Origin of the sequence: Falsiroseomonas stagni DSM 19981, from assembly GCF_900114315.1 — a bacterium.
Taxonomy (GTDB): Bacteria; Pseudomonadota; Alphaproteobacteria; order Acetobacterales; family Acetobacteraceae; genus Falsiroseomonas; species Falsiroseomonas stagni.
Genome location: NZ_FOSQ01000002.1, coordinates 216,944 through 240,135 on the forward strand (window position 1 = coordinate 216,944; position 23,192 = coordinate 240,135).

26 protein-coding genes and 1 other RNA gene are annotated in these 23,192 nt (G+C 70.7%); 17 read left to right on the forward strand and 10 right to left on the reverse strand.

Annotation, left to right across the window (positions count from 1 at the left end; genetic code table 11):
* Positions 1-22 precede the first annotated feature (22 nt).
* Together BM041_RS07840 and BM041_RS07845 are read left to right on the forward strand one after the other, a co-directional pair.
* Positions 23-979, forward strand: coding sequence for a hydroxymethylglutaryl-CoA lyase (locus BM041_RS07840; protein WP_092958114.1), 957 nt, complete (start codon positions 23-25; stop codon positions 977-979).
* Positions 980-1,059: 80 nt separating this feature from the next.
* On the forward strand, positions 1,060-2,463 hold the full coding sequence (locus BM041_RS07845; protein ID WP_092958116.1) for a caspase family protein: 1,404 nt from the start codon (positions 1,060-1,062) through the stop codon (positions 2,461-2,463).
* Positions 2,464-2,474: 11 nt separating this feature from the next.
* On the opposite strand, the gene BM041_RS07850 is transcribed toward BM041_RS07845, so the two are convergent.
* The 5 genes from BM041_RS07850 to BM041_RS29905 form a co-directional block, all read right to left on the reverse strand.
* Positions 2,475-3,296, reverse strand: coding sequence for a TIGR00282 family metallophosphoesterase (locus tag BM041_RS07850; protein WP_092958118.1), 822 nt, complete (start codon positions 3,294-3,296; stop codon positions 2,475-2,477).
* Positions 3,296-3,874, reverse strand: coding sequence for a 5-formyltetrahydrofolate cyclo-ligase (locus BM041_RS07855; RefSeq protein ID WP_092958120.1), 579 nt, complete (start codon positions 3,872-3,874; stop codon positions 3,296-3,298). Before BM041_RS07855 ends, BM041_RS07850 begins: the two co-directional genes overlap by 1 nt.
* Before the next feature lie 142 nt (positions 3,875-4,016).
* Positions 4,017-4,173, reverse strand: a non-coding RNA gene (gene ssrS, locus BM041_RS07860) — 6S RNA.
* Between the two features lie 9 nt (positions 4,174-4,182).
* Positions 4,183-4,512 (reverse strand): cell division protein ZapA, encoded by a 330-nt coding sequence (locus tag BM041_RS07865; RefSeq protein WP_092958122.1) that lies wholly within the window; start codon positions 4,510-4,512, stop codon positions 4,183-4,185.
* 2 nt (positions 4,513-4,514) lie between these two features.
* Positions 4,515-4,745, reverse strand: coding sequence for a hypothetical protein (locus tag BM041_RS29905; RefSeq protein WP_139225993.1), 231 nt, complete (start codon positions 4,743-4,745; stop codon positions 4,515-4,517).
* Positions 4,746-4,898: 153 nt separating this feature from the next.
* Between BM041_RS29905 and BM041_RS07870 the strand changes: the two genes are divergently transcribed.
* The 5 genes from BM041_RS07870 (at position 4,899) to thiE (ending at position 8,265) form a co-directional block, all read left to right on the forward strand.
* Complete coding sequence (locus BM041_RS07870; RefSeq protein WP_217648655.1) at positions 4,899-5,324, forward strand: hypothetical protein; 426 nt, start codon at positions 4,899-4,901, stop codon at positions 5,322-5,324.
* A gap of 47 nt (positions 5,325-5,371) precedes the next feature.
* Positions 5,372-6,283, forward strand: a complete 912-nt coding sequence (locus BM041_RS07875; RefSeq protein WP_092958125.1) for a class I fructose-bisphosphate aldolase — start codon at positions 5,372-5,374, stop codon at positions 6,281-6,283.
* Between the two features lie 111 nt (positions 6,284-6,394).
* Positions 6,395-7,123, forward strand: a complete 729-nt coding sequence (locus BM041_RS07880; RefSeq protein WP_217648656.1) for a sulfite exporter TauE/SafE family protein — start codon at positions 6,395-6,397, stop codon at positions 7,121-7,123.
* Between the two features lie 43 nt (positions 7,124-7,166).
* Positions 7,167-7,580, forward strand: coding sequence for a DUF4345 domain-containing protein (locus tag BM041_RS07885; protein WP_092958985.1), 414 nt, complete (start codon positions 7,167-7,169; stop codon positions 7,578-7,580).
* A gap of 40 nt (positions 7,581-7,620) precedes the next feature.
* Complete coding sequence (gene thiE / locus BM041_RS07890) at positions 7,621-8,265, forward strand: thiamine phosphate synthase (RefSeq protein ID WP_092958129.1); 645 nt, start codon at positions 7,621-7,623, stop codon at positions 8,263-8,265.
* On the opposite strand, the gene BM041_RS07895 is transcribed toward thiE, so the two are convergent.
* Complete coding sequence (locus BM041_RS07895) at positions 8,257-8,709, reverse strand: hypothetical protein (RefSeq protein WP_092958131.1); 453 nt, start codon at positions 8,707-8,709, stop codon at positions 8,257-8,259. The two genes, thiE and BM041_RS07895, sit on opposite strands and share 9 nt — an antisense overlap.
* Before the next feature lie 97 nt (positions 8,710-8,806).
* Here BM041_RS07895 and BM041_RS07900 point away from each other — a divergent pair, with 97 nt between their 5' ends.
* Positions 8,807-9,682: a PhzF family phenazine biosynthesis protein gene (locus tag BM041_RS07900; RefSeq protein WP_175533810.1), complete on the forward strand. Its 876-nt coding sequence runs from the start codon at positions 8,807-8,809 to the stop codon at positions 9,680-9,682.
* A 5-nt stretch (positions 9,683-9,687) separates the two neighbouring features.
* Here the strand turns inward: BM041_RS07900 and BM041_RS07905 are convergent, their stop codons facing one another.
* Positions 9,688-10,095 (reverse strand): hypothetical protein, encoded by a 408-nt coding sequence (locus BM041_RS07905; RefSeq protein WP_092958135.1) that lies wholly within the window; start codon positions 10,093-10,095, stop codon positions 9,688-9,690.
* 251 nt (positions 10,096-10,346) lie between these two features.
* Between BM041_RS07905 and BM041_RS07910 the strand changes: the two genes are divergently transcribed.
* Genes BM041_RS07910 through BM041_RS07920 form a run of 3 tightly spaced genes read left to right on the forward strand, consistent with a single transcriptional unit; the run spans position 10,347 to position 12,390 of the window.
* Positions 10,347-10,817 (forward strand): hypothetical protein, encoded by a 471-nt coding sequence (locus tag BM041_RS07910; protein ID WP_092958137.1) that lies wholly within the window; start codon positions 10,347-10,349, stop codon positions 10,815-10,817.
* 59 nt (positions 10,818-10,876) lie between these two features.
* Positions 10,877-11,599, forward strand: coding sequence for an FkbM family methyltransferase (locus tag BM041_RS07915; protein WP_175533811.1), 723 nt, complete (start codon positions 10,877-10,879; stop codon positions 11,597-11,599).
* A 29-nt stretch (positions 11,600-11,628) separates the two neighbouring features.
* The gene (locus BM041_RS07920; protein WP_092958139.1) at positions 11,629-12,390 is read left to right on the forward strand and encodes a sulfite exporter TauE/SafE family protein; all 762 of its coding nucleotides are present in this window, start codon (positions 11,629-11,631) and stop codon (positions 12,388-12,390) included.
* 5 nt (positions 12,391-12,395) lie between these two features.
* Here BM041_RS07920 and epmA read toward each other — a convergent pair whose 3' ends face one another.
* Positions 12,396-13,496, reverse strand: coding sequence for an EF-P lysine aminoacylase EpmA (epmA, locus tag BM041_RS07925; RefSeq protein WP_092958141.1), 1,101 nt, complete (start codon positions 13,494-13,496; stop codon positions 12,396-12,398).
* A 39-nt stretch (positions 13,497-13,535) separates the two neighbouring features.
* On the opposite strand from epmA, the gene BM041_RS07930 reads away from it, so the two are divergent.
* The gene (locus tag BM041_RS07930) at positions 13,536-14,534 is read left to right on the forward strand and encodes a lysine-2,3-aminomutase-like protein (RefSeq protein WP_092958143.1); all 999 of its coding nucleotides are present in this window, start codon (positions 13,536-13,538) and stop codon (positions 14,532-14,534) included.
* A 50-nt stretch (positions 14,535-14,584) separates the two neighbouring features.
* On the opposite strand, the gene BM041_RS07935 is transcribed toward BM041_RS07930, so the two are convergent.
* Both BM041_RS07935 and BM041_RS07940 read right to left on the reverse strand, forming a co-directional pair.
* Positions 14,585-15,502, reverse strand: a complete 918-nt coding sequence (locus BM041_RS07935) for a hypothetical protein (RefSeq protein WP_092958145.1) — start codon at positions 15,500-15,502, stop codon at positions 14,585-14,587.
* A 194-nt stretch (positions 15,503-15,696) separates the two neighbouring features.
* Entirely contained in the window at positions 15,697-16,689 is a 993-nt protein-coding gene (locus tag BM041_RS07940; protein WP_092958147.1) for a DUF4062 domain-containing protein, read from the reverse strand.
* Between the two features lie 228 nt (positions 16,690-16,917).
* On the opposite strand from BM041_RS07940, the gene efp reads away from it, so the two are divergent.
* The 5 genes from efp (at position 16,918) to BM041_RS07965 (ending at position 23,161) form a co-directional block, all read left to right on the forward strand.
* Positions 16,918-17,487 (forward strand): elongation factor P, encoded by a 570-nt coding sequence (gene efp, locus BM041_RS07945; protein WP_092958149.1) that lies wholly within the window; start codon positions 16,918-16,920, stop codon positions 17,485-17,487.
* A gap of 115 nt (positions 17,488-17,602) precedes the next feature.
* Positions 17,603-18,457, forward strand: a complete 855-nt coding sequence (locus BM041_RS07950) for an inositol monophosphatase family protein (protein ID WP_092958151.1) — start codon at positions 17,603-17,605, stop codon at positions 18,455-18,457.
* A gap of 83 nt (positions 18,458-18,540) precedes the next feature.
* On the forward strand, positions 18,541-19,029 hold the full coding sequence (locus BM041_RS07955; RefSeq protein ID WP_092958153.1) for an OmpA family protein: 489 nt from the start codon (positions 18,541-18,543) through the stop codon (positions 19,027-19,029).
* 5 nt (positions 19,030-19,034) lie between these two features.
* Positions 19,035-20,174, forward strand: coding sequence for a flagellar motor protein MotA (locus BM041_RS07960; protein WP_092958155.1), 1,140 nt, complete (start codon positions 19,035-19,037; stop codon positions 20,172-20,174).
* Positions 20,174-23,161: a peptidoglycan -binding protein gene (locus BM041_RS07965; RefSeq protein ID WP_092958157.1), complete on the forward strand. Its 2,988-nt coding sequence runs from the start codon at positions 20,174-20,176 to the stop codon at positions 23,159-23,161. Before BM041_RS07960 ends, BM041_RS07965 begins: the two co-directional genes overlap by 1 nt.
* Positions 23,162-23,192: the final 31 nt, after the last annotated feature.

Here is a 23,192-nt window from a genome sequence, read left to right on the forward strand (position 1 = left end):
CCTGCCGCGCGGAGGAACCGCCATGACCGACCTGCCCCGCCGCGTCGAGATCCGGGAGGAAGGCCCGCGGGAGGGCTTCCAGATCGAGCCCGGGCCGATCCCGACCGCGCGCAAGATCGCGCTGGTGGATGCGCTGTCCGGGACCGGCCTGCACCACATCCAGGTCTGTTCCTTCGTCAGCCCGAAGATCGTCCCGGGCTGGGCGGATGCGGAACAGGTGGCGGCGGGGTTCGAACCGGCCCCCGGCGTCACCTACACCGCGCTGTGGTTCAACGCGGCCGGCATGGCCCGCGCGCTGTCCTTCCGCGACCGGATGACGGTGGAGACGGCCGTCACCGTCGTGGCCAGCGAGGCCTTCTCGCTCAAGAACCTCAACCGCGACCGTGCGAAGAACATCGAGGCGCAGCATGTGAATATCCGCGCCCACCAGGACGCCGGCGTGCCGGTCACCCGCATCAGCGTCCAGGCCGCCTTCGGCTGCAACTACGCCGGGGACGTGCCGGTGGAGGCCGTGATCCAGGCGCTGGAGGATGCCTTCGCCATCGGCGCGGCGCATGGGCTGTCCCTGCCGGAAGCGACGCTGGCGGACACGATGGGCTGGGCGACGCCGGCGCGGATCGAGCGCGTGGTGGGGGAGGTCCGGAGCCGCTGGCCGGACCTGTCGGTGATCCTGCACCTGCACGACACGCGCGGCCTCGGCATCGCCAATGCCCATGCGGGGCTGCGGATGGGCATCCATCGCTTCGATACGACCGTCGGCGGACTCGGCGGCTGCCCCTTCGCCGGCCAGCCCGGCGCGCCCGGCAATATCGCCAGCGAGGAGTTGGTGCTGCTGTGCGAGGAGATGGGCATCGAGACCGGCGTGGACCTCGATGCGCTGGTGCAGGCCGGGCGGCTGGCGGAGGAGGTTGTGGGGCACCGCCTGCCGAGCACGCTGCTGCGGAGTGGCACGCTGGCGCGGTTCAGGCGCGTGGCGTAGGGGGGGCGCCAACGGATTCCGACTTACGCGAAGGCGCCGGCCTTCCTATCGTTGCGAGCACGACGCGATGAGGGGGCGGAATGCGGTTGCTTCGCGCTTGGCTGTTCGGCCTGCTGCTGGCGGGCATCGCGATCGCGGCGCCGGCGGCCATGGCACAGGGCCAGCGCGTGGCGCTGGTGGTCGGCAATGCGAACTACACCGCCGCGTCGGTCGCGCGCCTGGCCAATCCACTGAACGATGCGGCGGATGTCGCGGCAGCCCTGTCACGCCTCGGCTTCGGCGTGACGGTGCTGTCGGACGGCCGGCAGGACGCGATGCGCCGCGCGCTCCGCGATTTCGGCCGGGCGGCGGAGGAGGCCGACCAGGCCATCGTCTTCTTCGCCGGCCATGGGATCGAGATGGGCGGCGAGAATTGGCTGCTGCCCGTGGATGTGGAGATGCGCGCAGAGGGCGACGTGCAGCATGAGGCGATCCGCCTGCGTGACGTGATGGAGACGGTGGCCCGGGCGCGCAGCCTCGGCCTCGTCATCCTCGATGCCTGCCGCGACGATCCCTTCCGCAACCGGATGCAGCGCAGCGCGGGCGTGCAGCGCAGCGTCGGGCGCGGCCTCGCGCGCGTGGAGCCGGCACGCTCCGCCGTGCTCGTCGCCTATGCCGCGAAGGAGGGCAGTACCGCCGCGGACGGGGCCGGCCGCAACAGCCCCTACACCACGGCGCTTCTGCGCCACCTCGGCAATTCGGCGCTGGAAGTCTACGATCTGTTCCGCGAAGTGCATGAGGATGTGGTGGAGGCGACGCGCGGGCAGCAGCAGCCGGCGATCTACGGACAGATGGGCCGGCAGCGCGTGTTCCTGGCGGGCGTGGCCCCTGGCGCAGCGCGGCCGCCGCAGCCGGCAACCTTGCCAGCGATCACGACAACTCCGATTCCGCCAACACGCCCCAGCACCCAATTTTCGGACACAGCATTGCAGTTAGAGCAAGCACAGGCGGCGCTTGGCCGGCGCCATTTCGCGCAGGCCTTTGCGATACTGTCGCCCATAGCGCGTTCCGGCGACGCGACAGCTCTTTACCTGATTGGCGCAATGTATCGATGGGGTCAGGGCAGGCCTCAGGACCCGCCGGCTGCCGTGGAGTATCTTTCGGCCGCAGCGGATCGCGGGCACGCCGATGCCATGACAACGCTGGCGTCAATGTATCGCACAGGCGTCGGAGTACCACGCGACATACCGCGAGCCCTGCATTGGTACATGAATGCGGCACGTCTCGACCACATCAACGCCAGCTACCGCCTTGCGTTGATCTATCATCAGGGCGATGGCGTCGCTCGTGACCCAGTCCAGGCCATGATGTGGCTGTTGGTCGCCGAGGGACGCTCCCCGGAGCCGGCTCGTCTGCAAGCGCAAATTGATGCGCAACTGACGCCCGACCAACGGCGAGAGGCCGAGCGAAGGCTCAGGCAATGGCGCGCCGCTGTTTCCAGGTGACGTGGGCCCCGCTAAACCGCCGGCATCGCCTGGCTCAGCCGCCCGCCCATGCGCACCGGCTCCACCCGCAGCGCCAGGCCCGTCGTGTCATCCGTCTCCACGAACAGCCCGCAGACCGTCGCCTCGCCTTCCGCCGGGGCCAGCTTCTCGCCGGGCACCTTCTTCCAGAAGCGCAGCGCGGCCGCGCCCTTCTGCATGCCGATCACGCTGTCATAGTCGCCGCACATGCCGGCATCGGTCTGGTAGGCGGTGCCGCCCGGGAGGATCTGGTGATCGGCGCTCGGCGTATGGGTGTGGGTGCCGACCACGAGCGAGACCTTGCCGTCGAAGCTGTGGCCCATGGCCAGCTTCTCGGAGGATGCCTCGGCATGGAAATCCAGGATGATGGCGTGGACGGTGCCGCCGGTTCCCATGCGATGCGGCGCGATCACCGCCTGCACGCCGCGGAAGGGATCGTCCAGCGCATCCATGAACAGCCGGCCCATCGCCTGCATGACCAGCGCGCGACGGCCATCCGCCAGCACGGCGATGAAGGCGCCCTTGCCCGGCGTGCCGGGGGGGTAGTTCATCGGGCGGATCAGGCGGGGCTCGCCCTCGATATAGGGGATGATCTCCTTCCGGTCCCAGGCGTGGTTGCCGAGGGTCACCACATCGGCGCCCGCCGTGAACAGCGCCCGCGCCATGTCGGGGGCGAGACCGAAGCCGTGGCTGGCGTTCTCCCCGTTCACCACCACCAGGTCCAGCGCCAGGCGTTCGCGCAGCACGGGGATGGCGGCATTCGCGGCATCGCGGCCGGCACGGCCGACCAGATCGCCCAGGAACAGGATACGCATTAATCGGCCACTCCGGCGCGGGTCACACCACGCTCGGTGACGATCGCGGTCAGGGGCGCGTCCTCGGGCCCCGCGGGCACTTCGTCAACCTCCTGGGCCGCGAAGGCGGTGCCGATGGCCGTGGCGCCGGGCAGCGCGGCGAGCGTCCGGTCGTAATAGCCGCCCCCGTAGCCGAGGCGCCTGCCCGCGCGGTCGAAGGCGAGCAGCGGCACCAGCAGCCAGTCCGGCACCAGGGGCGCGGCGTCCGGTCCTGGTTGCGACGTGCCCATGGGGCCACGCGCCAGCGCATCGCCCGGGGACCATGCCCTGAAGTGAAGCGGCAGCCCCCGCTTCGGCGTGACCGGCAGCGCGATGCGGTGGCCGCGGCCATGCAGCGCGTGCAGCAGCGGGCGGATGTCGATCTCCGGCCCCATCGGCCAGAAGCCAGCGACGACGGCGCCGGGCGGCGGCGGCATGTCCCGCAGCAGATGCGCGGCCAGCGCCTGCCCGCATGCCAGGGGGTCCTGCCCCAGGCGTCGCGCCAGCGCGGCCTTCCGCGCCTCCGCCTTCAGGTCAGCGAGCAGGACGGGGCAGAGCATGACCGGACCCATCGATCAACACCACGACCCGCGATAGCGGGCCCGCGCGCAGCACGCGCTCAACGCTGGCGCCGCAGTGCGTCGGCGCGAAGGCAAGCCCGCGGAGCGGGCGCCCGCCGTCTGAGGGCACGAAAAAAACAGGCGCGGAGCCACCATGGCCGTGGGCTTGATAACCCTCCTGAGACCTGCTGGTGCAGGTGGGAGCCAGATGCTCGGACCACGGCCCGAACAGCGCCAGCCCCCGGAGGATGCTCATTGGCCCCGGGGGTTAAAGTGCCTCACCAACCGGGCAGCCCCGCCCACCCTAGTTAGGGGCGGTCGAGGGTCTGGGCAATGCCCTCGATCCGGTCGGCGATGCGGGCAAGGCGTTCGGCGAGGCGCGGGTCGGGCTGCGGCGCGGCCGCCACCTGGCCGGCGCGGGCCTGGGCCAGGGCCACCTTCAGGTCATGCACCTCATCCGCCAGCAGCAGCGCGCCCAGCAGGATCAGGCGGCTTTCGCCGAACTGCCCGCCCATCGCCTTGATGGAATTCACGCGCTTGTCCACCTCGGCCGCCAGGGAGACCAGGTGTGCCTCCTGCCCATCCTCGCACGAAACGGGGTGGCTGTAGCCGCCGACGCGAACGGTGACCTGACCCATGCCTACTGATCCTCTCCGAGCGCCGCGCGAAGCCGCGCAATCGTCTCGTCCAGCCTGTCGGCGATTGCCGCAACCGCGGCGCGGGACACGCCTTCGCCAGCGACCCCTTCCGGCCGCGGCCGGGCGGCGGCATCCGCCAGGCGTTCCACCGCGGCTTCAAGCCGCGCCAGGGCGCGACCCGTCGGATCGCCCCCGGCATCGATCCCCGCACCTGACGCGCGTGCACCTGACACGGTTGTTCCGAAGCCCCCAAGCCTGATCCGGTGCCGGTGCCCGCGTAGCGCCATGGGCGCTTGCCGCAGGCGGTCCCGGCATGCTGCAACGCTTTACATGCAAGGGCCTGCGGGTCAACGGTGAGCTCGATTCCAGCCCGGATTCCTCGCGCGGTGATGGTCGTATCAGCCGCGGAAGCGATGGCCACGCTAACGCTGGCGGGGCCGGGCGGCGTCGCGCTGCTGTCGGCGGAGGGTGCGGCGGGCTTCCTCGGCCCCCGCGCCTGGCGCGCCCTGGTCGATGCCGCGCGCGCCGCGCATCCCGCCGTCCCGGCGCCGGACCTGCTGTGCTGCGGCACCGCGCCGGGCGACGCGCTGGCGGCGCTGCGGGCGGGATGTCGCGGCATCGTGCTCGATGCCACCGCCCCCGCCTTCGCGGCCATCGCTGGCGCCTGCGCGGAAGCCGGCGCCACCCTGCTTCCCGGCCGCCCGCCTGCGATGGAGGCCCGGTCACTCGACCTCCGCCACCCCGCCGGGCGGTCGCGGCTCGCCGCTTGGTTGACCGTTCCACCGGATGACACGCGCGGACACCTGCGCTAGACCCCGGGCCAAGCCCGCAACCGCCGCTGACCGAGGAAAATTCCACGATGCGCCTGACGCCGAAGGTCCAGGAAATCCTGTCCTGGTACGAGAGCGACAACCCCGGGACGAAGGCCAACCTCGCCCGCATCCTGATGCAGGGCAAGCTGGGCGGCACCGGCCGCATGGTGATCCTGCCGGTCGACCAGGGCTTCGAGCATGGCCCCGCGCGCAGCTTCGCGCCGAACCCGGCCGCCTATGACCCGCGCTACCTGTTCGAACTGGCGCTCGAGGCCGGGCTGAACGCCTATGCCGCGCCGCTCGGCATGATCGAGGCCGGTGCCGCCACCTATGCCGGCACCATCCCGACCATCCTGAAGATGAACAGCAGCAACAGCCTGTCCACCACCAAGGACCAGGCCGTGACGGCGACGATCGGCGATGCGCTGCGCCTCGGCTGCTCCGCCATCGGCTTCACCATCTATCCCGGCTCCGAATACCAGTTCGAGATGATGGAGGAACTGCGGGAACTGGCGGAGGAGGCGAAGTCCGTCGGCCTCGCCGTCGTCGTGTGGTCCTATCCGCGCGGCCCGATGCTGGACAAGGTCGGTGAGACCGCGCTCGACATCTGCGCCTACGCCGCGCACATGGCGGCGCTGACCGGCGCGCACATCATCAAGGTGAAGCCGCCGACCGCGGCCATCAGCCTCGATGCCGCCAAGGCGACCTACACGAAGAACCCGGTGCAGGACGATGCCGCGGCGCGCTTCGCCCACATCGTCCAGGCCTGCTTCGGCGGCCGGCGCCTGGTCGTGTTCTCGGGCGGCGAGGCCAAGGGCCAGGAGGACATCCTGAAGGAAGTCCGCGCCATCCACGCCGGTGGCGGCAACGGCTCCATCATGGGCCGCAACGCCTTCCAGCGGCCGAAGGCGGACGCGCTGGCGCTGCTGCAGGCCATCATCGACGTCTACAAGAACTGATCCTGGCCTGACCGGCCTGGATCGCGGCGCGGCGGCGGGGGCAACCCCGCCGCCGCTTTTCGTTCGGCCCTGCCCGAAGCATGGCCCGGCGGCATGACGCCAGGATGGGCCATGGACAATCTTCCCCTCATCCTCCTCGTCTTCCTCGCGGCCGGCCTCGCCAAGGGCATCATCGGGCTCGGCCTGCCGACCATCTCCATCGGGCTGCTCGCGCTGGTGATGCCGCCGGCGGAGGCCGCTTCGCTGCTGCTGCTGCCATCGCTCGCGACCAACATCATGCAATGCGCGGGCCCGGCGCTGCGGCCGCTGCTCAGGCGGCTGTGGCCGATGCTGCTGGCGCTGGTGCCGGGCACCTTTCTGGGCATCGGGCTGTTGACGGAAGGCGGCCCCGCGGCGCTCGGCCTGCTGGGCGCGGCACTGGTCGCCTACGCGGCCTGGGGGCTGGCGGCGCCGCCGCTGCATCTCTCGCCGCGCGCGGAAGGGCTGGGCGCGGTGCCGGTCGGGCTGCTGGGCGGCCTGATCACCGGCGCCACGGGCGTCTTCGTCATGCCGGTGGTGCCGTGGCTGGGCGCGCTCGGCCTGGCAAGGGATGCGCTGGTGCAGGCGCTGGGCCTGGCCTTCCTGGCGGCGACGCTGGCGCTGGGCGCGGCACTGGCCTGGGCAGGAAGTGTGACCCCCGCGACCTCGCTCGCCTCCCTCCTCGCTTTGCCGCCGGCGCTGATCGGCATGGCGGTGGGGACCAGGCTGCGCGGCCGCATCCCGCCGGCCCTGTTCCGGCGCCTGTTCTTCCTGGCGTTGCTGGGCATCGGGGCGCAACTCGCGTGGCGCGGACTATCGTGATCGTGCGTTGCATCCACCGGCGGGCTCCGCGCGTATCGCGTTCATGCCGCCCCTCGCGATCCGCCTTGCCGCCCTTGTTCCGTTGACCGCCGGCGCCGCCGGGGTCCTGACCGGCGCCGGCTTCCTGGGGGAGGCAGCCGGCCCGGCGACGGACAGCCACCTGCGCTACCTGTCGGGCCTGCTGATGGGCATCGGCATCCTGGCCTGGTGGTGCGCGGCGGACCTGAAGCGGCGCGGTGGCGTCTTCACCATCCTGGTGCTGATCGTGGCGCTGGGCGGCCTGGCGCGGTTGGCGGGCGTTGTCGGCCAGGGCCGCCCGCCCACGCCGCATCTGCTGGCGCTGGGGATGGAATTGCTGGTGACGCCCGGGCTCTGGATGTGGTGGCGCGCGACGCGGGCGGGGGCGGAGGCCGAGCCCCGTCCCGGCGACCTGTATCGCTGGCTCGGCGGCGCCTGACCCCCTTCCCAATCCCCGCCGGGCGCGCGACATCCCTGCCATGCCAGACGCCCCCGACCGCGATTGCCGCCTCTACCTCATCACCCCGCCCGCCCTGCCGGACCTGCCGGCCTTCGCGGACAGACTGGCGCGCGCGCTGGATGCGGGCGATGTCGCGGCGCTGCAGATCCGGCTGAAGGATGTGGCGGATGACGCCATCCTGCGCGCCGCCGCCGCCATCCTGCCCATCGCCCAGGCCGCCGGCGTCGCCGTGCTGATGAATGACCGCATGGACCTGGCGAAGCGCGCGGGCTGCGATGGCGTGCATCTCGGCCAGGGGGATGGCGACCCCCTCGCCGCCCGCAAGCTGCTGGGGGCGGAGGCCACGATCGGCGTCACCTGCCATGCCTCCCGCCACCTGGCGATGGAGGCCGGCGAGAACGGTGCGGACTATGTCGCCTTCGGCGCCTTCTTCCCCACCACCACCAAGGACGCGCAGCACCACGCGGACCCCGAGATCCTGGAATGGTGGAGCGAGATGTTCGAACTGCCCTGCGTCGCCATCGGCGGGATCACCGCGGGCAACTGCGCGCCGCTGGTCCGGGCGGGGGCGAATTTTCTCGCGGTGGTCGGCGCCGTCTGGAACCACCCGGAAGGGCCCGCCGCCGGGGTGCGGGCGATGAACGCGGCGATTGCCTCAGCCTGACCGCACCGGGCGCCAAACCGCACGGAACACCAGCCCCGCCACAACGCCGATGGCTGCGCCCTGGATGGCCGGGCGCAGACCCAGCCCGCCCGTCGTCGCCCCGAGCAGCGTGCCCAGCAGCAACCCGCCACCCAGTGCTCCGGCCACCGCGTAACCGAGAAAACCCTGCCGCCGCATCGCCGCCAGCGCCAGGTGCATCGGCAGGCCGCCGATCAGCGTGAACAGCATGGCGAAGGGCAGCAGCGGCAGCATGTCCAGCCAGAGGTCCAGCGCCTCCCGCCACGCCGCGGCATCGGCGGGCAGCGTTGCCTCCCCCCGCAGCACGGCCAGCAGCATCACCGCCGGCATGCCCACCGCCATGGCCGCAAGCGCCGCCAGCAGGATGCCCGCCGCGAGCCGCCTGACGCCGCTGCCGATGATGCGCTGGAGAAATGCCTGACCCATGGCCGCACCCTGCCATGCGGCCCCGCGGCGGTCACGCCAGCCGTACCCTTGCCCGCCGGGCGCCCCTGGCGCATGCCCCCGCGAAAGGAGCCCGCCCATGCGCCTGATCTTCGAGACCTGTGACGTCTTCACCGACCGCCGCTTCGGCGGCAATCCGCTGGCCGTGGTGCGGGACGCCGCGGCGCTCGACACCGCGGCGATGCAGACGATCGCGCGCGAATTCAACCTCAGCGAGACCGTCTTCGTGGAGGCGGCGGACGAAGCCTCGGCGACCGCCCGCATCCGCATCTTCACCCCCGGCCTGGAACTGCCCTTCGCCGGCCACCCGAATGTCGGCGCCGCGGTGCTGGTGGCGCGCTACCTCGGCATCCAGGGGGACCGCCTGTTCCTGGACCAGGCGGCGGGGCGCGTCGTCGCGGAACTGACGCGGGACGAGACCCATCACGTGATCGCCGCCAGCATCACCGCGCCGAAGCCCTTCGCGCTGGGCCAGGCGCTGGACCCGGCGGGCATCGCCGCCTGCGCCGGGCTGCCCGGCCTGGCCGGCGACGCCGTGGTCGCGTCCTGCGGCACGCCCTTCGCGCTGGCGGAGGTGGCAGATGAAGCGACCCTCGCGGCCGCCACGCCCGATGCCGCCGCCTTCCGCCGCCACCTCCCCGCCTCCACTGCGGTCGGCCTGCACCTCTTCTGCCGTCAGGGGCAGGAAGATTCGGTGCTGCGGCTGCGCGCGCGCATGTTCGCGCCGATGGGCGGCATCGCGGAGGATCCGGCGACGGGCGCGGCGAATGTCGCGCTCGGGGGGCTGCTGCTGCACCGGAGCGGGGCTGACCGGATCGCGCTGGTGGTCGAACAGGGGATCGAGATGGGCCGCCCGAGCCTGCTGGCCGTGGAGGCGTGGCGGGAGGGGGAGGCGATCCGCGTCTCCGTTGGCGGCGGCGTCGTCCCCGTCAGCCGGGGCTGGCTCTATCTGTAGCGGCGTCAGGGGGAGCGGAAGCGGGCGCCGTCGGCGCGGATGAAGACCTCCAGCGGCGTCGTGCCCTCCCCATTGCCGTCCCGCCCGCGCCAGCGCCCCCGGGTGCAGAGCACGCCCCCGCCTTCCACCGGCACCGCATCGAACACCACCGTGTTGAGGATGCGCTCACCCGCCGGGGAGAACACCGTGAAGTCGGTGACGCAGACGGCACCGACGCGCCGCGGATCATAGTCGTCGATCACCCAGCCGCCCCCGCCGGTGCTGGCGAAGCGCCGTTCCAGCGGTGGCCAGGCCAGGAAGGCCGATGGCGTCAGGACGGGCTGGGCGGGCGTCGCCTGGGCCATGGCCTGGTGCCGCGGGGACAGGAGGACCAGCGCCAGCAGCAGGGCGGGGAGGATCGGCGATCGGGGCATGGTGAAGCCTTGGTAACGGGGTGGGGGGCGAAAGCCCTTGCCGGCACTACGGCCGGGGACGCGCGCCGGACGCGCCGCGGCCTCAGAAAAAACGGCCGGCTGCCGGTCTCGCATCGAACCTTTTCCCGAACGGTTACGGACCGCCGCCGATGGCGCATACTCAGCGCAGCCACCCCTCCGGCGCGCGGATGCCCCATGCCGCGCGGCGCCCGGGCGGCCAACAGGCGCCCCGGAGGCGCGGAGGAGGAACCATGCACCGTCACACCCTGGCTGCCACGGCGGCCGCCTTGTTCATATCAGCGCCGGTGCTGGCGCAGAACTTCAATCGCCCCCCATCCTTCGGCACGCTGAACCTCAGCGCCAATTTCGCGCCGGACCCGACGGTGGTGGCCGTGACGGCGGGCGGCAACCTGCCGGCGGAACGCCTTGGTGGATCGCAATGCGTCGGCTCCATCGCGGATGCGCCGGATGTGCGGCTGAACTACCGCGCGGGCCAGGGGCTGCCGCTCTACCTCTCCGCCGTGTCGCGGGCCGATGTGACGCTGGTGGTGAACCTGCCGAACGGGCAGTGGGCCTGCAACGACGACCATGCCGGCAGCACCAATGCGGGCCTCGTGTTCCGCAACCCGCAATCCGGCCAGTACGACATCTGGATCGGCCACTACGACCGCGGCAGCCGTGTGCCCGCGCAACTGCGGATTTCCGAGATTCCGCCGCGTTGACCTGACGCGGAGCGATGCCCGCCCCACATGCGGGCGGGCATCACGGCGCGGGCGACGACATGGATGAACTTACCTTCCACACCCGCATGCACGCGGCCGGCACCATTCTGGATGTCGGCGCGCATGATGGCCTTCTCGCCATCCCGCTGTCCCGCCTTCCCGCCAGCCGCCTGCTGGCGTTCGAGCCGCTGCCGAGCGCCTTCACGCGACTCGATGCCGCGATGCGGGCGGCGCATGGGGGCAGCATCCCGCCGCATGTGGCGCTGCATCCCCGCGCGCTCGGCGCCGCGCCCGGCAGCCTGACGCTTTCCGTCCCGGTGCTGGATGGGGTGGTGCAGGAGCAATGGGCGAGTGCGGCCAAGGACTATGCCGGCTTCGCTTCCGTCGGCGTGGAGCGTCACCGGGTGGAGGTCGTGACCATCGACAGCCTCGGCATCCCCGACCTGACCCATGTGAAGGTCGATGCCGAGGGCTTCGAGGAGGAGGTGCTGCGCGGCGGCGCGGAGACGCTGCGCCGCTGCCGTCCCGTGCTGAGCCTGGAGGTCGAGGAGCGCCACCGCCCCAGCAGCACGCGGGACGTGCCGGCGCTGCTGGTGGGTCTGGGCTACGCCGTTCGCTTCCATCACGCAGGCCGCTTCCATCCGATCGAGGCCTTCGATGCCGCGACGATGCAGGTGGCGTCGCCCGATCCCGCAGTGTTCGCGGCCTCCGACCCCTACATCTTCACCTTCTACGCCTGGCCGGTTGAGCGTGACGCGGAGATCATCGCCCGGCTTGCGTGACGCGCAGGGCCACGGGAGGCTTGCGGCCGATGGATCACCTCTGGCTCGCCTGGCTGCTCGCGCCCATCGCCACCACGCTGATCGCGGGGCTGAAGGGCGCCTTCGGGGGCGGCTTCGCGCTGCTGGGCATCCCGCTGCTGGCCCTGACGATGGACCCGGTGGAGGCCGGCGCGATGCTGGCGCCGCTGTTCCTGGCCATGGATGTCGCGGCCTTCCGCTACTGGAAGCCGGGCACCTGGTCGAAGCCGGATTTGGCCGTGCTGCTGCCGGGCCTCGCGATGGGCGTCGTCATCGGCACCGCGATCGTGGCGCTGCTGCCGCGGGATGGCGTGGCCCTGGCGATGGCGGTGGTGACGCTGGCCTTCGCCGCGAAGTATTTTGCGAGTCAGCGGGCTGGGCGGGCGCCGGTCGCGCCCCGGCCGCGCAGCGCCAGGCGGGGCGTGCTGGCGGGGACGGCTTCCGGCATCACGACCATGCTGGCGCATTCCGGCGGGCCGCCGCTGGCGATGTACCTGCTGCCGCTGCAATTGCCGAAGGCGGTCTATGCGGGCACCACCAGCATCTATTTCACGGTCGCCAACCTGCTGAAGGTCGGCCCCTGGCTGATGGCGGCACCGCCGACGCCCGGCACCTGGCTGCTGATGGCGGCCTGCCTGCCCTTCGTCTGGCTCGGTGTCTGGGGCGGCTGGACGCTGCACCAGCGCCTGGACCAGAAGCGGCTCTACTGGTGGTGCCATATCCTGCTGGTGGCGACAGGCCTCAAGCTGCTGTGGGACGGGTTGGCGGGCTGAACGCGCTATCGCGGGCCTTCCAGCAGCTTCACCGGTGCCGCCAGCGCCAGGGGCGCGTCGCGGGGCACGGCCGGCAGCCACAGCACATCCTCGATATCCCGCGCGCCGCTGACCAGCATCGCCAGGCGATCGAAGCCGAGCGCGATGCCCGCACCCTCCGGCATCCCCTGCTCCAGCGCGGCGAGGAAATCCTCATCCACCCCCCAGCCTTCCTCCCCGCTTTCCCGCCGCCGCTCCGCGACATCGCGTTCGAAGCGGGCGCGCTGCTCCACCGGGTCGGTCAGCTCATCGAAGGCATTGGCGAGCTCGAGCCCCGCCACGAAGAGTTCGAACCGCAGCGCGACGCGGCCATCCCGCGGGTCCCGCCGCGCGAGGGCCGCCTGCGGCGTCGGCCAATGCGTCAGGAACGTCGCACGCCCGCGGCCGAGATGCGGCTCCACATGGTCCAGCATCAGGCGGAAGAACCCGTCCTCCCAGCTGTCGCCCTCCGGCACCTGCAGCCCGACGCGCGCGGCATTGGCGCGGAGCGTCGCGGCATCACCCTCTCCGCTGGCCGGATCGACGGTGCCGAGGATGTCCATGCCCCGGCAGTACCGGCTGAAGGCCTCCGCCATGGTCAGCCGTTCGAAGGGAAGCGCGAGGTCGCAGGTGGCGTCCCCATGCGCGACGTGGCGCGGCGCGACGGAACGCAGCAGCAATTCCGTCTCCGCCATCAGCGCGGCCATCCCCTGCCCCGGCGCATACCATTCCAGCATGGTGAATTCCGGCGCGTGGCGGGGGCTCGCTTCCCCGTTCCGCCAAACCCGCGCGAGTTCGAAGACCTTGCCCGAACCGCCGACCAGGAGCCGCTTCAGGGCCAGTTCCGGGGAGGTGCGCAGCCACAGCGGCACCCGCGCGCCGACGCCGAGATGCGGTTCATAGGCGCTGGCGAAGGCGCGGAGATGCACCTCCATCCCCGGCACCGGCACCAGGCAGGGGGTCTCGGCCTCCATGTAGCCGCGGGCGGCGAAGAAGGCGCGGATATCGGCGGTGAGGCGGGCCCGGCGCTTGAGGAAGGGGAGCCGGGCCTGGAGCCGTTCCCAGGGTTTATCGCCAGCCTCGGCCATGGACGCGCGCCCCGCATTGCGGTTTAGGAGGGACGGATCATGCCCGAAGCCCCCGCCCCCCACCACACCCGCGCGCTGCGCGACGCCGCCGGCCTGGCCGCCGCCGGCCTGGTACCTGCCGCCGCGGTGCCGGGGCTGGAGGCGGTGCAGGCCCGCTATTCCATCGCCGTGACGCCGGCCATGGCCAGGCTGATCGACCCCACCGACGCCGCCGACCCCATCGCCGCGCAATACATCCCCCGTGCGGAGGAACTGGTGACGGCGCCGCATGAATTGCTGGATCCCACGGCCGACGAAGCCTTCACCCCCGTCCCCGGCGTGGTGCATCGCTACCCCGACCGCGCGCTGCTGAAGCCGCTCCTCGCCTGCCCCGTCTATTGCCGCTTCTGTTTCCGGCGGGAGGTCGTGGGTCCCGATGGCGGGCTGCTGACGGAAGCGGAGCTGGACGCGGCGCTCGCCTGGTTCGAACGGACGCCGGGGGTGCGGGAGGCGATCCTGACCGGGGGCGATCCGCTGATGCTCTCGCCCCGGCGGCTCGGCGCTATCCTGGCCCGCCTGGCCGCGATTCCCCATATCGAGGTGCTGCGCATCCACACCCGCGTGCCCGTCGCCGATCCGGGCCGGGTGACGGCGGCGCTGGCCGCGGCGATGGGGACGGAGACGGCGCTGTATCTCTGCCTCCATGCCAACCATGCGCGGGAGTTTTCATCAGCGGCCGCGACGGCGCTGGCGCGGCTGACGCAGGCGGGCGTGGTGCTGCTGGGCCAATCCGTGCTGCTGCGCGGGGTGAATGACAGCGCGCATGCGCTGGAGGATCTATTCCGCACCATGCTGCGGCACCGCGTGAAGCCCTACTACCTGCACCAGCTGGACCACGCCCCCGGCACGGCGCGGTTCGAGGTGCCGCCAGAGGAAGGCCGCGCGCTGCTCCGCCAGCTGCGCCACCGCGTCACGGGCCTCGCCTGGCCGACCTATGTCCAGGAACGGCCGGGTGGCGCGGGCAAGGTGCCACTCGGGCCGGTGTGGGAAGTGGGTTAACTCCTTCCCCCGGGCTTGCGGCTGAGGTTGGGGGTGGGGGTCATCCCGCCTCAGACCCCGTACATCCCGCCGACATGCCAGCCGCGATGCGGCAGGTCATCCAGGCTGCTGCCATCGAAGAAGATGCGCTTGGCGGGCTTGCCGCCGGGGTCCGTGCCGTCGAAGGCTAGGACCTCCTTCGTCGGCATCTCCGCGCAGAATTTCCCCGAGGTGATCTGCACCTGCTTCGGCTTGTCCGGGGAGGTGCGGTGCTTCTCGATATTCCCCTTGGTGCCCCATTCCGCGAGCCAGAGGTTGTAGGTCGAGCCCTGCACCAGCTCGCATTTCTCCACCAGGGCGATGTGGCGCCAGCGGAAGCCGCGGCCGTCCTTTTCCCCGAAGGTGCAGGCGACGGTGCCTTCCGTGACCTTGGCGGCGTCCGTCACGAGGTCGAGCGGCAGGCGGTTGCGCGTCGCGTAGACGTCGGGCGTGGCGCCCAGCAGCTTGTCGCTTTTCCCGTAGCCCATGGCATAGGCGAAGATGGCGGAGGAGGGCGAGATGCCGAGCCAGTTGCCGACGAAGGTGTTGCAGTCCAGCCCGAACCACTTCTCGCCATAGGCTTTCGGATTGCCATTGGTCATGCCGCAGAAATGCGCGAGGCGCACGGCATCCGCGATCTCCTCCGGCGAGGCGCGGCAGGCATAGGCGCGGCTGAGGGAGGGGTCGTACCACTCCTCCGCCGGGTTGATCAGCGAATCATGCTCCTTGATGAAGAAGGGCTGCGACTGCGCGCGGACGGCGGCGGGCGATTTCAGCTTCAGCTTGCCGGCGAGCTTGGAGAGCAGGACGTAGTATTCGGCCTGGTTCTCCGGCGTCCAGCCGTTGACGTAGCGCTGGATGTCGAGCGTGACGGAGAGGCCGAGCCGCTGATCGATGATGGGGATGGCGTGATACAGGCCGGCATAGGCCGCGGGGGAGTAGTAGGTCATGCGGGCGGGCTTCCTGGCTGGGGCCGGGCGGGGCGCCGGTGGGCAGCGAGGCTAGCGCGGGTGTGGCGGGGGAATGTGTTGCGCGTGTTACGCGGGGCGACAAAGCGATGGCGGATGACTGGCATCTTCTATGCGGCAGCCGATAGAGAGAATGGCCGCTGGATGATGATCATTCAAATAAATTAATCCGCCAGCTAAGCCTTGATAACAGTCACTTCCATCAGAACCTTCTTCCCGTAATCGGTTAACGTCAGGTATTCCGCAACACCGCCCTTCACCATGGTCGCTTGATAGCTTCTGACGAGCGATAGGGCGATTAGCTGAATTTTGAGCTGGCCCTTCCAAGCCACCCCGATATCACATGATATCCTGCCGGCCGAATGGGTAACAAATTTTTCACACAAGGTGCCAAAGGCGTCTACGTGAACCGGCGCCATGAGATTTGGGCAAACAAAGACAAAGATATTGCGCCAAGTCGTTGCCAGGATTCCACGCTCAGTTAACGACCCAGACCGATAATATACACTGTAAGTATATGGAATGTCAATTTTGGCACCGAGCGGGGCTATACCGCTCACGGACGGAGCTAGTTCGGCCCTCAGCCGCGCGTTTTCTTCTTGTAGGCGAGCCAGAGCGTTAGACGTCTCCAGCAACTTGGAAATTGTGTCTTCAGAGGCCGCACGGTTCGCGCGTATCCAACCCACGCGCTGGAAATCAGAGAATGCGTGCGATAAGGATCTTGCAAGCTCATACCGAAGATCTTTGCGATCCGCCCAAAAACGCACAAGTCGAGAGTCAGCCAATTTTGCACGAAATTGCTTCAGTTTCTCAATTCGATCCAGCAATTCAGGCTGATACACACCATCATCCAGAGAACTATTCTGCTCCTCTCGAATGAATGCTAAAATCGGCAATCCAATTTCAAGTGCGTATTCGTACTCTCGCTGAGTATAGCTCACTCCTCCCGCGTCGACTGACCCATACCGACCAGCCACAATAATAACATAATAGTCGCACTGGTCTATGACTTTTTTGATATAGCGGAGCTGCTCTGTATCAGAGGCCGGGAATGCCTCCATGCCTGCGGGGATGTGCCCGAGGTCTAAAACGACCCTGGATGCATCAGTGCGCTCTTCGACCAAGTCTCGGTAGGTCGAGGACAAAAAAATCTGGTATTTCTTTTCCATCAAACCTCGCCATACGCGAGATGGTCGCTCAGCGTAGCCAAATATCGCAATGATGCAACTGCGACACAAGGCGCCCGCAGGCTTTCTGCGCCGTGCTTAAGGCAAACGAGGGCGCCAGGGCGTACCGATGGCCGACACTTCCAGCCCCCCCCGCCGCTTGCCCTCCCCTCCCCCACGTTGTAAGCGCCCCCGACACTCCACACCCGCTGATTCAGGACGCCCACCCTCATGGCGAAGATGCAGGCCAACCAGATGCGTGCCGGCATGGTCATCGAATTCGAAGGCCAGCGCTACACCGTCCTCAAGCAGAACATCATGATCCCCGGGAAGGGCGCGGCCGTCATCCAGGTGGAGATGCGCAACATCCGCTCCGGCGCCAAGAAGGACCAGCGCTGGCGCACCGCGGATACTGTCGAACGCCTGACCACCGAGGACAAGGAATTCACCTTCTCCTACGCGGAAGGCGAGATGCTGGTCCTCATGGACCCCGAATCCTACGAACAGACCCAGGTGCCGAAGGAGATCCTCGGCGATCGCCTGCCCTTCCTGGTCGAGAACATGACGGTGAACGTCCGCCTGATCGAGGGCGAGCCCGTTTCCATGGACCTGCCGGAACAGGTGACGCTGGAAGTGGTGGAGGCCGATCCCGTCGTGAAGGGCCAGACCGCCGCCTCCTCCTACAAGCCGGCCGTGCTGTCCAACGGCGTGAAGACCATGGTCCCCCCCTTCATCACGGTCGGCGAGAAGATCGTGGTGAAGACCGAGGACGGGTCCTACTACGAGCGCGCCAAGGGCTGACCCGCCCCGCCCTGGCCGCAAGCCGGGGCACCCGAACCGCCTGCCCGGCCCGCACCTCGCAAGGGGGCGGGCCGTTCCGCTCTTTCCACCCCTGCATCCGGACCCCGCCCGCCCCATGGCCGTATCCCCCCGCCTTTCCCCCGCCATGTCCGTCGTCGTCGGCGCCGTCCAGAAAGCCGCCCGCCGCCTGCTGCGCGATTTCGGCGAGGTCGAGAACCTCCAGGTGACGTCGAAGGGTCCGGGCGATTTCGTCAGCCAGGCGGATCTCCGCGCCGAGCAGACCCTGCGGGAGGAACTGTCCCGCGCCCGCCCCGGCTGGGCCTTCCTGGGTGAGGAAGGCGGCCAGGCCGATGGCGACTGGGAATGGCGCTGGGTCGTCGATCCCCTCGACGGCACCACCAACTTCCTGCACGGCATCCCGCACTGGGCGATCTCGGTCGGCATCGAGAAGCGCCTCGGCCCGAACCAGACCGAACTCGTCGGCGGCTGCATCTACAACCCCGCGGGCAATGAACTCTTCTGGGCCGAGAAGGGCATGGGCGCCTACCTGAACGACAAGCGGCTGCGGGTCTCGGCGCGGCGGGACATGGTCTCGGCCCTCTTCGCCACGGGCATCCCCTTCGCCAAGGTGCAGCGAAAGGCGGAATTCAGCGCGACGCTCGGGCGGCTGATGCCGCAGGTCGCGGGCGTGCGGCGCTTCGGCTCCGCGGCGCTCGACCTCGCCTGGGTCGCCGCCGGCCGCTACGACGGGTTCTGGGAACTCGGCCTGAACAAGTGGGACATCGCGGCGGGGCTGGTGATCGTGAAGGAAGCCGGCGGCTTCGTCAGCGACCCCAATGGCGGCGACCAGCATTACGAGACGGGCGACGTCGTCGTCGGCAACCAGGCGCTGCACCCGAAGCTGCGGGAAGTGGTGGCGGAAGGCATCGCCGCCGCCCAGGCCGCCCGCGCCAGTATCGCGGAGCGGTAGCCACCGCAGCGCGGAGCGCTGACACAGCCGTCAATTCCGGTCTGGTGATTCCGCCGGGCCGGAACTTCCTCTAGGGTGCTGGGATGCTCACGCGCCGCGTCTTCCTGGCCGCCCTGACGACCCCGCTAGCGGCCACGCTCCTGCCCGCCCTGCCGGCGCGTGCGCAGCATCGCGCGGCGCCGCCCCCGCCGCTCGCCCTGCCCGCCGGCATGTCGCCGCTGCGGGACGGGGCCTACCGGGTCGCCTTCCTCGTCGGCCAGTCGGGACTGCAGGCGGGCATGGCGCCGACTCTGGCGGAAATCGGCCGGCGCCTGGCGGCCGCCCATGCCCAGGGCTCCGGCCGCATCACCATCGAAGGCCATGCCAGCGGGCCGGTGGCCGATGCCTCCACCGCGCGGCGCATCAGCCTGGCCCGCGCCAATGCCGTGCGGGATGCGCTGGTGGCCGGCGGGCTGGAGGAGACGCGGATCGACGTCCGCGCGCTCGGCCGCACCAATGCGGCGCTGGACGCCGCCGATATCCTGCCCCCCGGCGCGGTCCGCGCCGGCGAACGCCGCCCCGGGAGAAGCTGATCCGCATGACCAGCCCGACCACCTTCCTCTGGCGCATGCTCGGCTTCCTCGGCGCCGTCGCCGTGCTGGTCGTGCTGCTGGCGGGCGAACTCGCCCACGCCTTCGCCGCCAACATCCTGCTGAACAGCGTCATCGCCGCGGTGCTCATGCTGGGCATCGGCTGGAACATCCGCCAGGTGCTGTCCCTGACGCGGGAAGTGGAGTGGCTGGAAGGGTTCCGGAACCCCGCCACGGCCGGCAAGCCGGATCGCGCGCCGCGCCTGCTGGCGCCCATGGCCAGCATGTTCGCGCAGCGCCGGTCGGAACGGCTGACGCTGTCCGCCCAGGCCATGCGCAGCGTGCTGGACGGCATCGAATCGCGGCTGGATGAGAGCCGGGAGCTGTCGCGCTACGGGACGGGACTGCTGATCTTCCTCGGCCTGCTGGGCACCTTCTGGGGCCTGCTGCTGACGATCGGCTCCGTCTCCGACGTCATCACCAACATGTCGGTCGGCTCCGGCGACATCAACCAGCTCTTCAACCAGCTGAAGCAGGGGCTGGCGGAGCCGCTTCGCGGCATGTCGATCGCCTTCTCCTCCTCCATGCTTGGCCTCGCCGGCGCGCTGGTGCTGGGCTTCCTCGACCTCCAGGCCGGCCAGGCGCAAAGCCGCTTCTATGTGGAACTGGAGGATTGGCTCGCGTCCTCCACGCGGCTGTCCAGCGGTTCGCTGGGCGGCGACGGCGAAGGTTCCATGCCAGCCTATGTCCAGGCGCTGCTGGAGCAGAGCGCCGAGAACATGGAGGAACTGCACCGCGCCATCGCCCGGGGCGAGGAAGGGCGGATGCAGTCGAACCAGGCGCTGATGACGCTGACGGAGCGGCTTTCGATCCTGGCCGACCAGATGCGCGCGGCTCAGGTGCTGATGTCGCGCATGGCGGAAAGCCAGGCGACGCTGGCGCCCACGCTGGCGCGCATGGCCGAAGCCACCGCGAATGGCGCGCTGGATGAGGCGAGCCGCGGCCATATCCGGAACCAGGAACTCTACCTCGCCCGGATCCTGGAGGAGATGACCCAGGGCCGCATGCAGGCGACGTCGGAGATCCGGAACGAGATCAAGGTCCTGGCGCGCACCATCGCCGCGCTGGCCGAGGAACCCCCGCGCTGATGGCACTCCGGCGCAGGCGCAAGGGCGGTGGCGGGCTGGAGGCATGGCCGGGCTATGTGGACGCGCTGTCCACCTTGCTCATGGTCATCATCTTCGTCCTGCTCGTCTTCGTGCTGGCGCAGGGTTTCCTTTCCGTCGCGCTGTCGTCGCGCGACCGGGCGCTGGAGCGGCTGAACCGGCAGGTCAGTGAACTCTCCGAATTGCTGGCACTGGAACGCGGGCAGGCGGAGGAACTGCGCACCGGGCTCTCCCGCAACGCGGAGGAACTACGGGCGAGCAGCGCGGCCCGGGAAGCGCTGGCCCGCAACTTCTCCATCCTGCGGGAGGAACGGGACCGCCTGGCGACCGAACGCGAATCGACGCGGGCGGAGCGTGACCGGCTGGCGGCCCGCATCGCCGATCTCGACCTCGCCGCCGGCGGTGGCGCCGCGCGCATCGCGGAACTCGAAGGGCGGCTCGCGGAAGCGCTGGCGCGGGCGGAGGCCGCGGGCGGCGATGCGGCGGCCACCGTCCGCACCCTGACCGATGCGCAGCGCCTGCTGGCGGCGGAACGCGCGGCGCTGGAGGCCGTGCGACGCGACCTCTCGGCAGCGCGCGACCAGTCCGCCACCCTGACACGGGACCTTTCGCAGGAACGCGGCACGCGGGAGGCTACGCAGCGCGAGCTGGTGCAGGAACGCACGACGCGGGAGGCCACGCAGCGTGACCTTGCCATGGCGCGGAGCGAGATCACGGCGCTGTCCGGCAACCTGGCCGCCGAACGGGACCAGCGCGCGCAGCGGGAACGCGAACTGGCGGAGGCACGGACGCAGGGCCAGGCCCTCTCCCGCGACCTCACCGCCGAACGCGACCAGCGCGCGCAGCGCGAGCGCGAACTGGCGGAAGCACGGACGCAGGGTCAGGCCCTCTCCCGCGACCTGGCCGCCGAGCGTGAGCAGCGCGCGCAGCGCGACCGCGAACTTGCGGAGGCCCGGGCACAGGGCCAGGCGCTTTCGCGCGACCTGACCGCCACGCGCCAGGCGCGCGACAGCGCGACCGAATCGCTGGAGGCCCGTCGGCGGGAGGCCGAGGCGCTGGCCCGCGACCTCGCCGCCGCCCGTGCCTCCCTGGCCGCCGCGCAGCGGGATATCGCGACACTGCGGGAAGAAGCGGCCGCGCTGGACCGCACCGTCCGCGCCGACCGCGCGACGATCGAGGCGCGGCTTTCCGATATCGCCCGGTTGACCGACCAGATCCGCGGCCTGGAAGCGCTGCGGGACCAGTTGGAACGCCAGGCGGCCGCGGCCCTCGCCCGCGCCGGCGACGAGGAGCGGCTGCGCGGCACCGCGGAGGCTGCGCTGGGGGAGGCGCAGCGCCTGCTGGCCAACGTCACGGGCCGCGCCACCACCGCCGAACGCGACACCGCCGAGGCCGCCGCCCGCGCCAACGCCGCCGACCGCGCCGCCGCCGAAGCGGCCGCCCGCACCGCCACCGCTGAACGCCTTGCGGGCGAAGCGCGGCAGGCCGCGGGCGTCGCGGATGCGCGCGCCGTGGCCGCCGAACGGGTGGCGCAGGAATCGCAACGCGCGGCGCAGGATGCCGATCGCGCCCGCGCCGCGGCGACGCTCCTAGCGACCGAAGCCAGCCGGCGCGCGCAGGAAGCCGACCGCGCGCGGGCGGCTGCCGACGGGCAGGCCGCCGAATATGCCCGCCTGTCCGAAAGCGCGCGCGCACAGGTCGCGCTGCTGACGCGGCAGCTTGAAGCGCTGCGCGCCGAGCTTGCCCGCGTTGCCGCGACGCTGGAGGCGGAGGAGAATGCGGGCCGCGACAAGGACGTGCAGATCGTCAATCTCGGCCAGCGGCTGAATGCGGCGCTTGCCGCCCGGGTGGAGGAACTGCAGCAGTACCGGTCCGATTTCTTCGGCCGGCTGCGCCGCGTGCTGGGCGACAGGCCGGAAGTCCGCATCGTCGGCGACCGCTTCGTCTTCCAGTCGGAAGTGCTGTTCCCCGTCGGTGGCGCCGAATTGTCGCCGGGCGGGCAGCAGCAGGTCCGCGACCTCGCCCGCGTGCTGATCGACCTGGCCGCGCAGTTCCCGCCGGACCTCGCCTGGGTGCTGCGCGTCGACGGCCATGCGGATCGCAGCCCGATCCGCGGTGGCGGTCGCTTCGCCAGCAACTGGGAACTTTCCGCCGCACGCTCCATCGCGGTCGCGCAGCTGCTGATGCAGGAAGGCCTGCCCGCCAACCGCCTGGCCGCCGCCGCCTTCGGCGACACGCAGCCGCTGGATGATCGCGACACCCCCGATGCCTTCGCCCGCAACCGGCGGATCGAGCTGCGCCTCGAAGCCGGGCCCGCGGGCACGCGCGCCGCAGCGCCGACGCCGGCGCGCAGCACGCAGGAAGCCATCCGCGGCCTGGCCTGCGGGCGCGTGGCGGAATTGCAGGGCGGAAGCCTGGTGGCTGGGATCGGGCCGCGGGGCAGCCAGGCCCGGCTCCGCGCCGCGCTGCCGGGCGCCACGCCGCGCCTGGCCATCGCGGAATTTGACGGCCCCTATTGCCCGGTGCTGGAAGCGCTGCGGCCGGTGGAGCCCTCCGCCGGCGCCGCGGCCATGCGCATCGGCCTCGGCAACGGCAACCCGGTGCGGGAAGGTGATCCGCTGCTCTTCGACCTCGCCCTGCCGGATTGGGCGGCGCATGTGACGCTGGTCTACCTGTCCTCCGACAACAAGGCGGTGACGCTGGAGACGCTGGGGCGCCAGCAGGCCGGGCAGCGGCTCCGCCTCGGCACGCCGCGCCCCAATTTCCCGGGCTGGATGGCGGAACCGCCCTTCGGCACCGATCTGGTGCTGGCGGTGGCGTCGGAAGCGCCGCTCTTCGCCACGCCGCGTCCGATCATCGAACCGGTGCAGGATTTCGCCACCGCGCTGCGCGGCGCCATCGCCGCCGCCCGCGCCGCGGCCCAGCGCATCTCCGCCGACCTGACCGTGGTCGAGGTCACGCCACGCTGACCGCCGCCACCCGCATCACGCCACCCCTCTT

What these genes read in the sequence shown, in the direction of transcription:
- BM041_RS07840 (WP_092958114.1), top strand. Translation starts at nt 23, where the DNA reads ATGACCGACCTGCCCCGCCGCGTCGAGATCCGGGAGGAAGGCCCGCGG.
- BM041_RS07845 (WP_092958116.1), top strand. Translation starts at nt 1,060, where the DNA reads ATGCGGTTGCTTCGCGCTTGGCTGTTCGGCCTGCTGCTGGCGGGCATC.
- BM041_RS07850 (WP_092958118.1), bottom strand. Translation starts at nt 3,296, where the DNA reads ATGCGTATCCTGTTCCTGGGCGATCTGGTCGGCCGTGCCGGCCGCGAT.
- BM041_RS07855 (WP_092958120.1), bottom strand. Translation starts at nt 3,874, where the DNA reads ATGCTCTGCCCCGTCCTGCTCGCTGACCTGAAGGCGGAGGCGCGGAAG.
- BM041_RS07865 (WP_092958122.1), bottom strand. Translation starts at nt 4,512, where the DNA reads ATGGGTCAGGTCACCGTTCGCGTCGGCGGCTACAGCCACCCCGTTTCG.
- BM041_RS07875 (WP_092958125.1), top strand. Translation starts at nt 5,372, where the DNA reads ATGCGCCTGACGCCGAAGGTCCAGGAAATCCTGTCCTGGTACGAGAGC.
- BM041_RS07880 (WP_217648656.1), top strand. Translation starts at nt 6,395, where the DNA reads ATGGACAATCTTCCCCTCATCCTCCTCGTCTTCCTCGCGGCCGGCCTC.
- BM041_RS07885 (WP_092958985.1), top strand. Translation starts at nt 7,167, where the DNA reads ATGCCGCCCCTCGCGATCCGCCTTGCCGCCCTTGTTCCGTTGACCGCC.
- thiE (WP_092958129.1), top strand. Translation starts at nt 7,621, where the DNA reads ATGCCAGACGCCCCCGACCGCGATTGCCGCCTCTACCTCATCACCCCG.
- BM041_RS07895 (WP_092958131.1), bottom strand. Translation starts at nt 8,709, where the DNA reads ATGGGTCAGGCATTTCTCCAGCGCATCATCGGCAGCGGCGTCAGGCGG.
- BM041_RS07900 (WP_175533810.1), top strand. Translation starts at nt 8,807, where the DNA reads ATGCGCCTGATCTTCGAGACCTGTGACGTCTTCACCGACCGCCGCTTC.
- BM041_RS07905 (WP_092958135.1), bottom strand. Translation starts at nt 10,095, where the DNA reads ATGCCCCGATCGCCGATCCTCCCCGCCCTGCTGCTGGCGCTGGTCCTC.
- BM041_RS07910 (WP_092958137.1), top strand. Translation starts at nt 10,347, where the DNA reads ATGCACCGTCACACCCTGGCTGCCACGGCGGCCGCCTTGTTCATATCA.
- BM041_RS07915 (WP_175533811.1), top strand. Translation starts at nt 10,877, where the DNA reads ATGGATGAACTTACCTTCCACACCCGCATGCACGCGGCCGGCACCATT.
- BM041_RS07920 (WP_092958139.1), top strand. Translation starts at nt 11,629, where the DNA reads ATGGATCACCTCTGGCTCGCCTGGCTGCTCGCGCCCATCGCCACCACG.
- epmA (WP_092958141.1), bottom strand. Translation starts at nt 13,496, where the DNA reads ATGGCCGAGGCTGGCGATAAACCCTGGGAACGGCTCCAGGCCCGGCTC.
- BM041_RS07930 (WP_092958143.1), top strand. Translation starts at nt 13,536, where the DNA reads ATGCCCGAAGCCCCCGCCCCCCACCACACCCGCGCGCTGCGCGACGCC.
- BM041_RS07935 (WP_092958145.1), bottom strand. Translation starts at nt 15,502, where the DNA reads ATGACCTACTACTCCCCCGCGGCCTATGCCGGCCTGTATCACGCCATC.
- BM041_RS07940 (WP_092958147.1), bottom strand. Translation starts at nt 16,689, where the DNA reads ATGGAAAAGAAATACCAGATTTTTTTGTCCTCGACCTACCGAGACTTG.
- efp (WP_092958149.1), top strand. Translation starts at nt 16,918, where the DNA reads ATGGCGAAGATGCAGGCCAACCAGATGCGTGCCGGCATGGTCATCGAA.
- BM041_RS07950 (WP_092958151.1), top strand. Translation starts at nt 17,603, where the DNA reads ATGGCCGTATCCCCCCGCCTTTCCCCCGCCATGTCCGTCGTCGTCGGC.
- BM041_RS07955 (WP_092958153.1), top strand. Translation starts at nt 18,541, where the DNA reads ATGCTCACGCGCCGCGTCTTCCTGGCCGCCCTGACGACCCCGCTAGCG.
- BM041_RS07960 (WP_092958155.1), top strand. Translation starts at nt 19,035, where the DNA reads ATGACCAGCCCGACCACCTTCCTCTGGCGCATGCTCGGCTTCCTCGGC.
- BM041_RS07965 (WP_092958157.1), top strand. Translation starts at nt 20,174, where the DNA reads ATGGCACTCCGGCGCAGGCGCAAGGGCGGTGGCGGGCTGGAGGCATGG.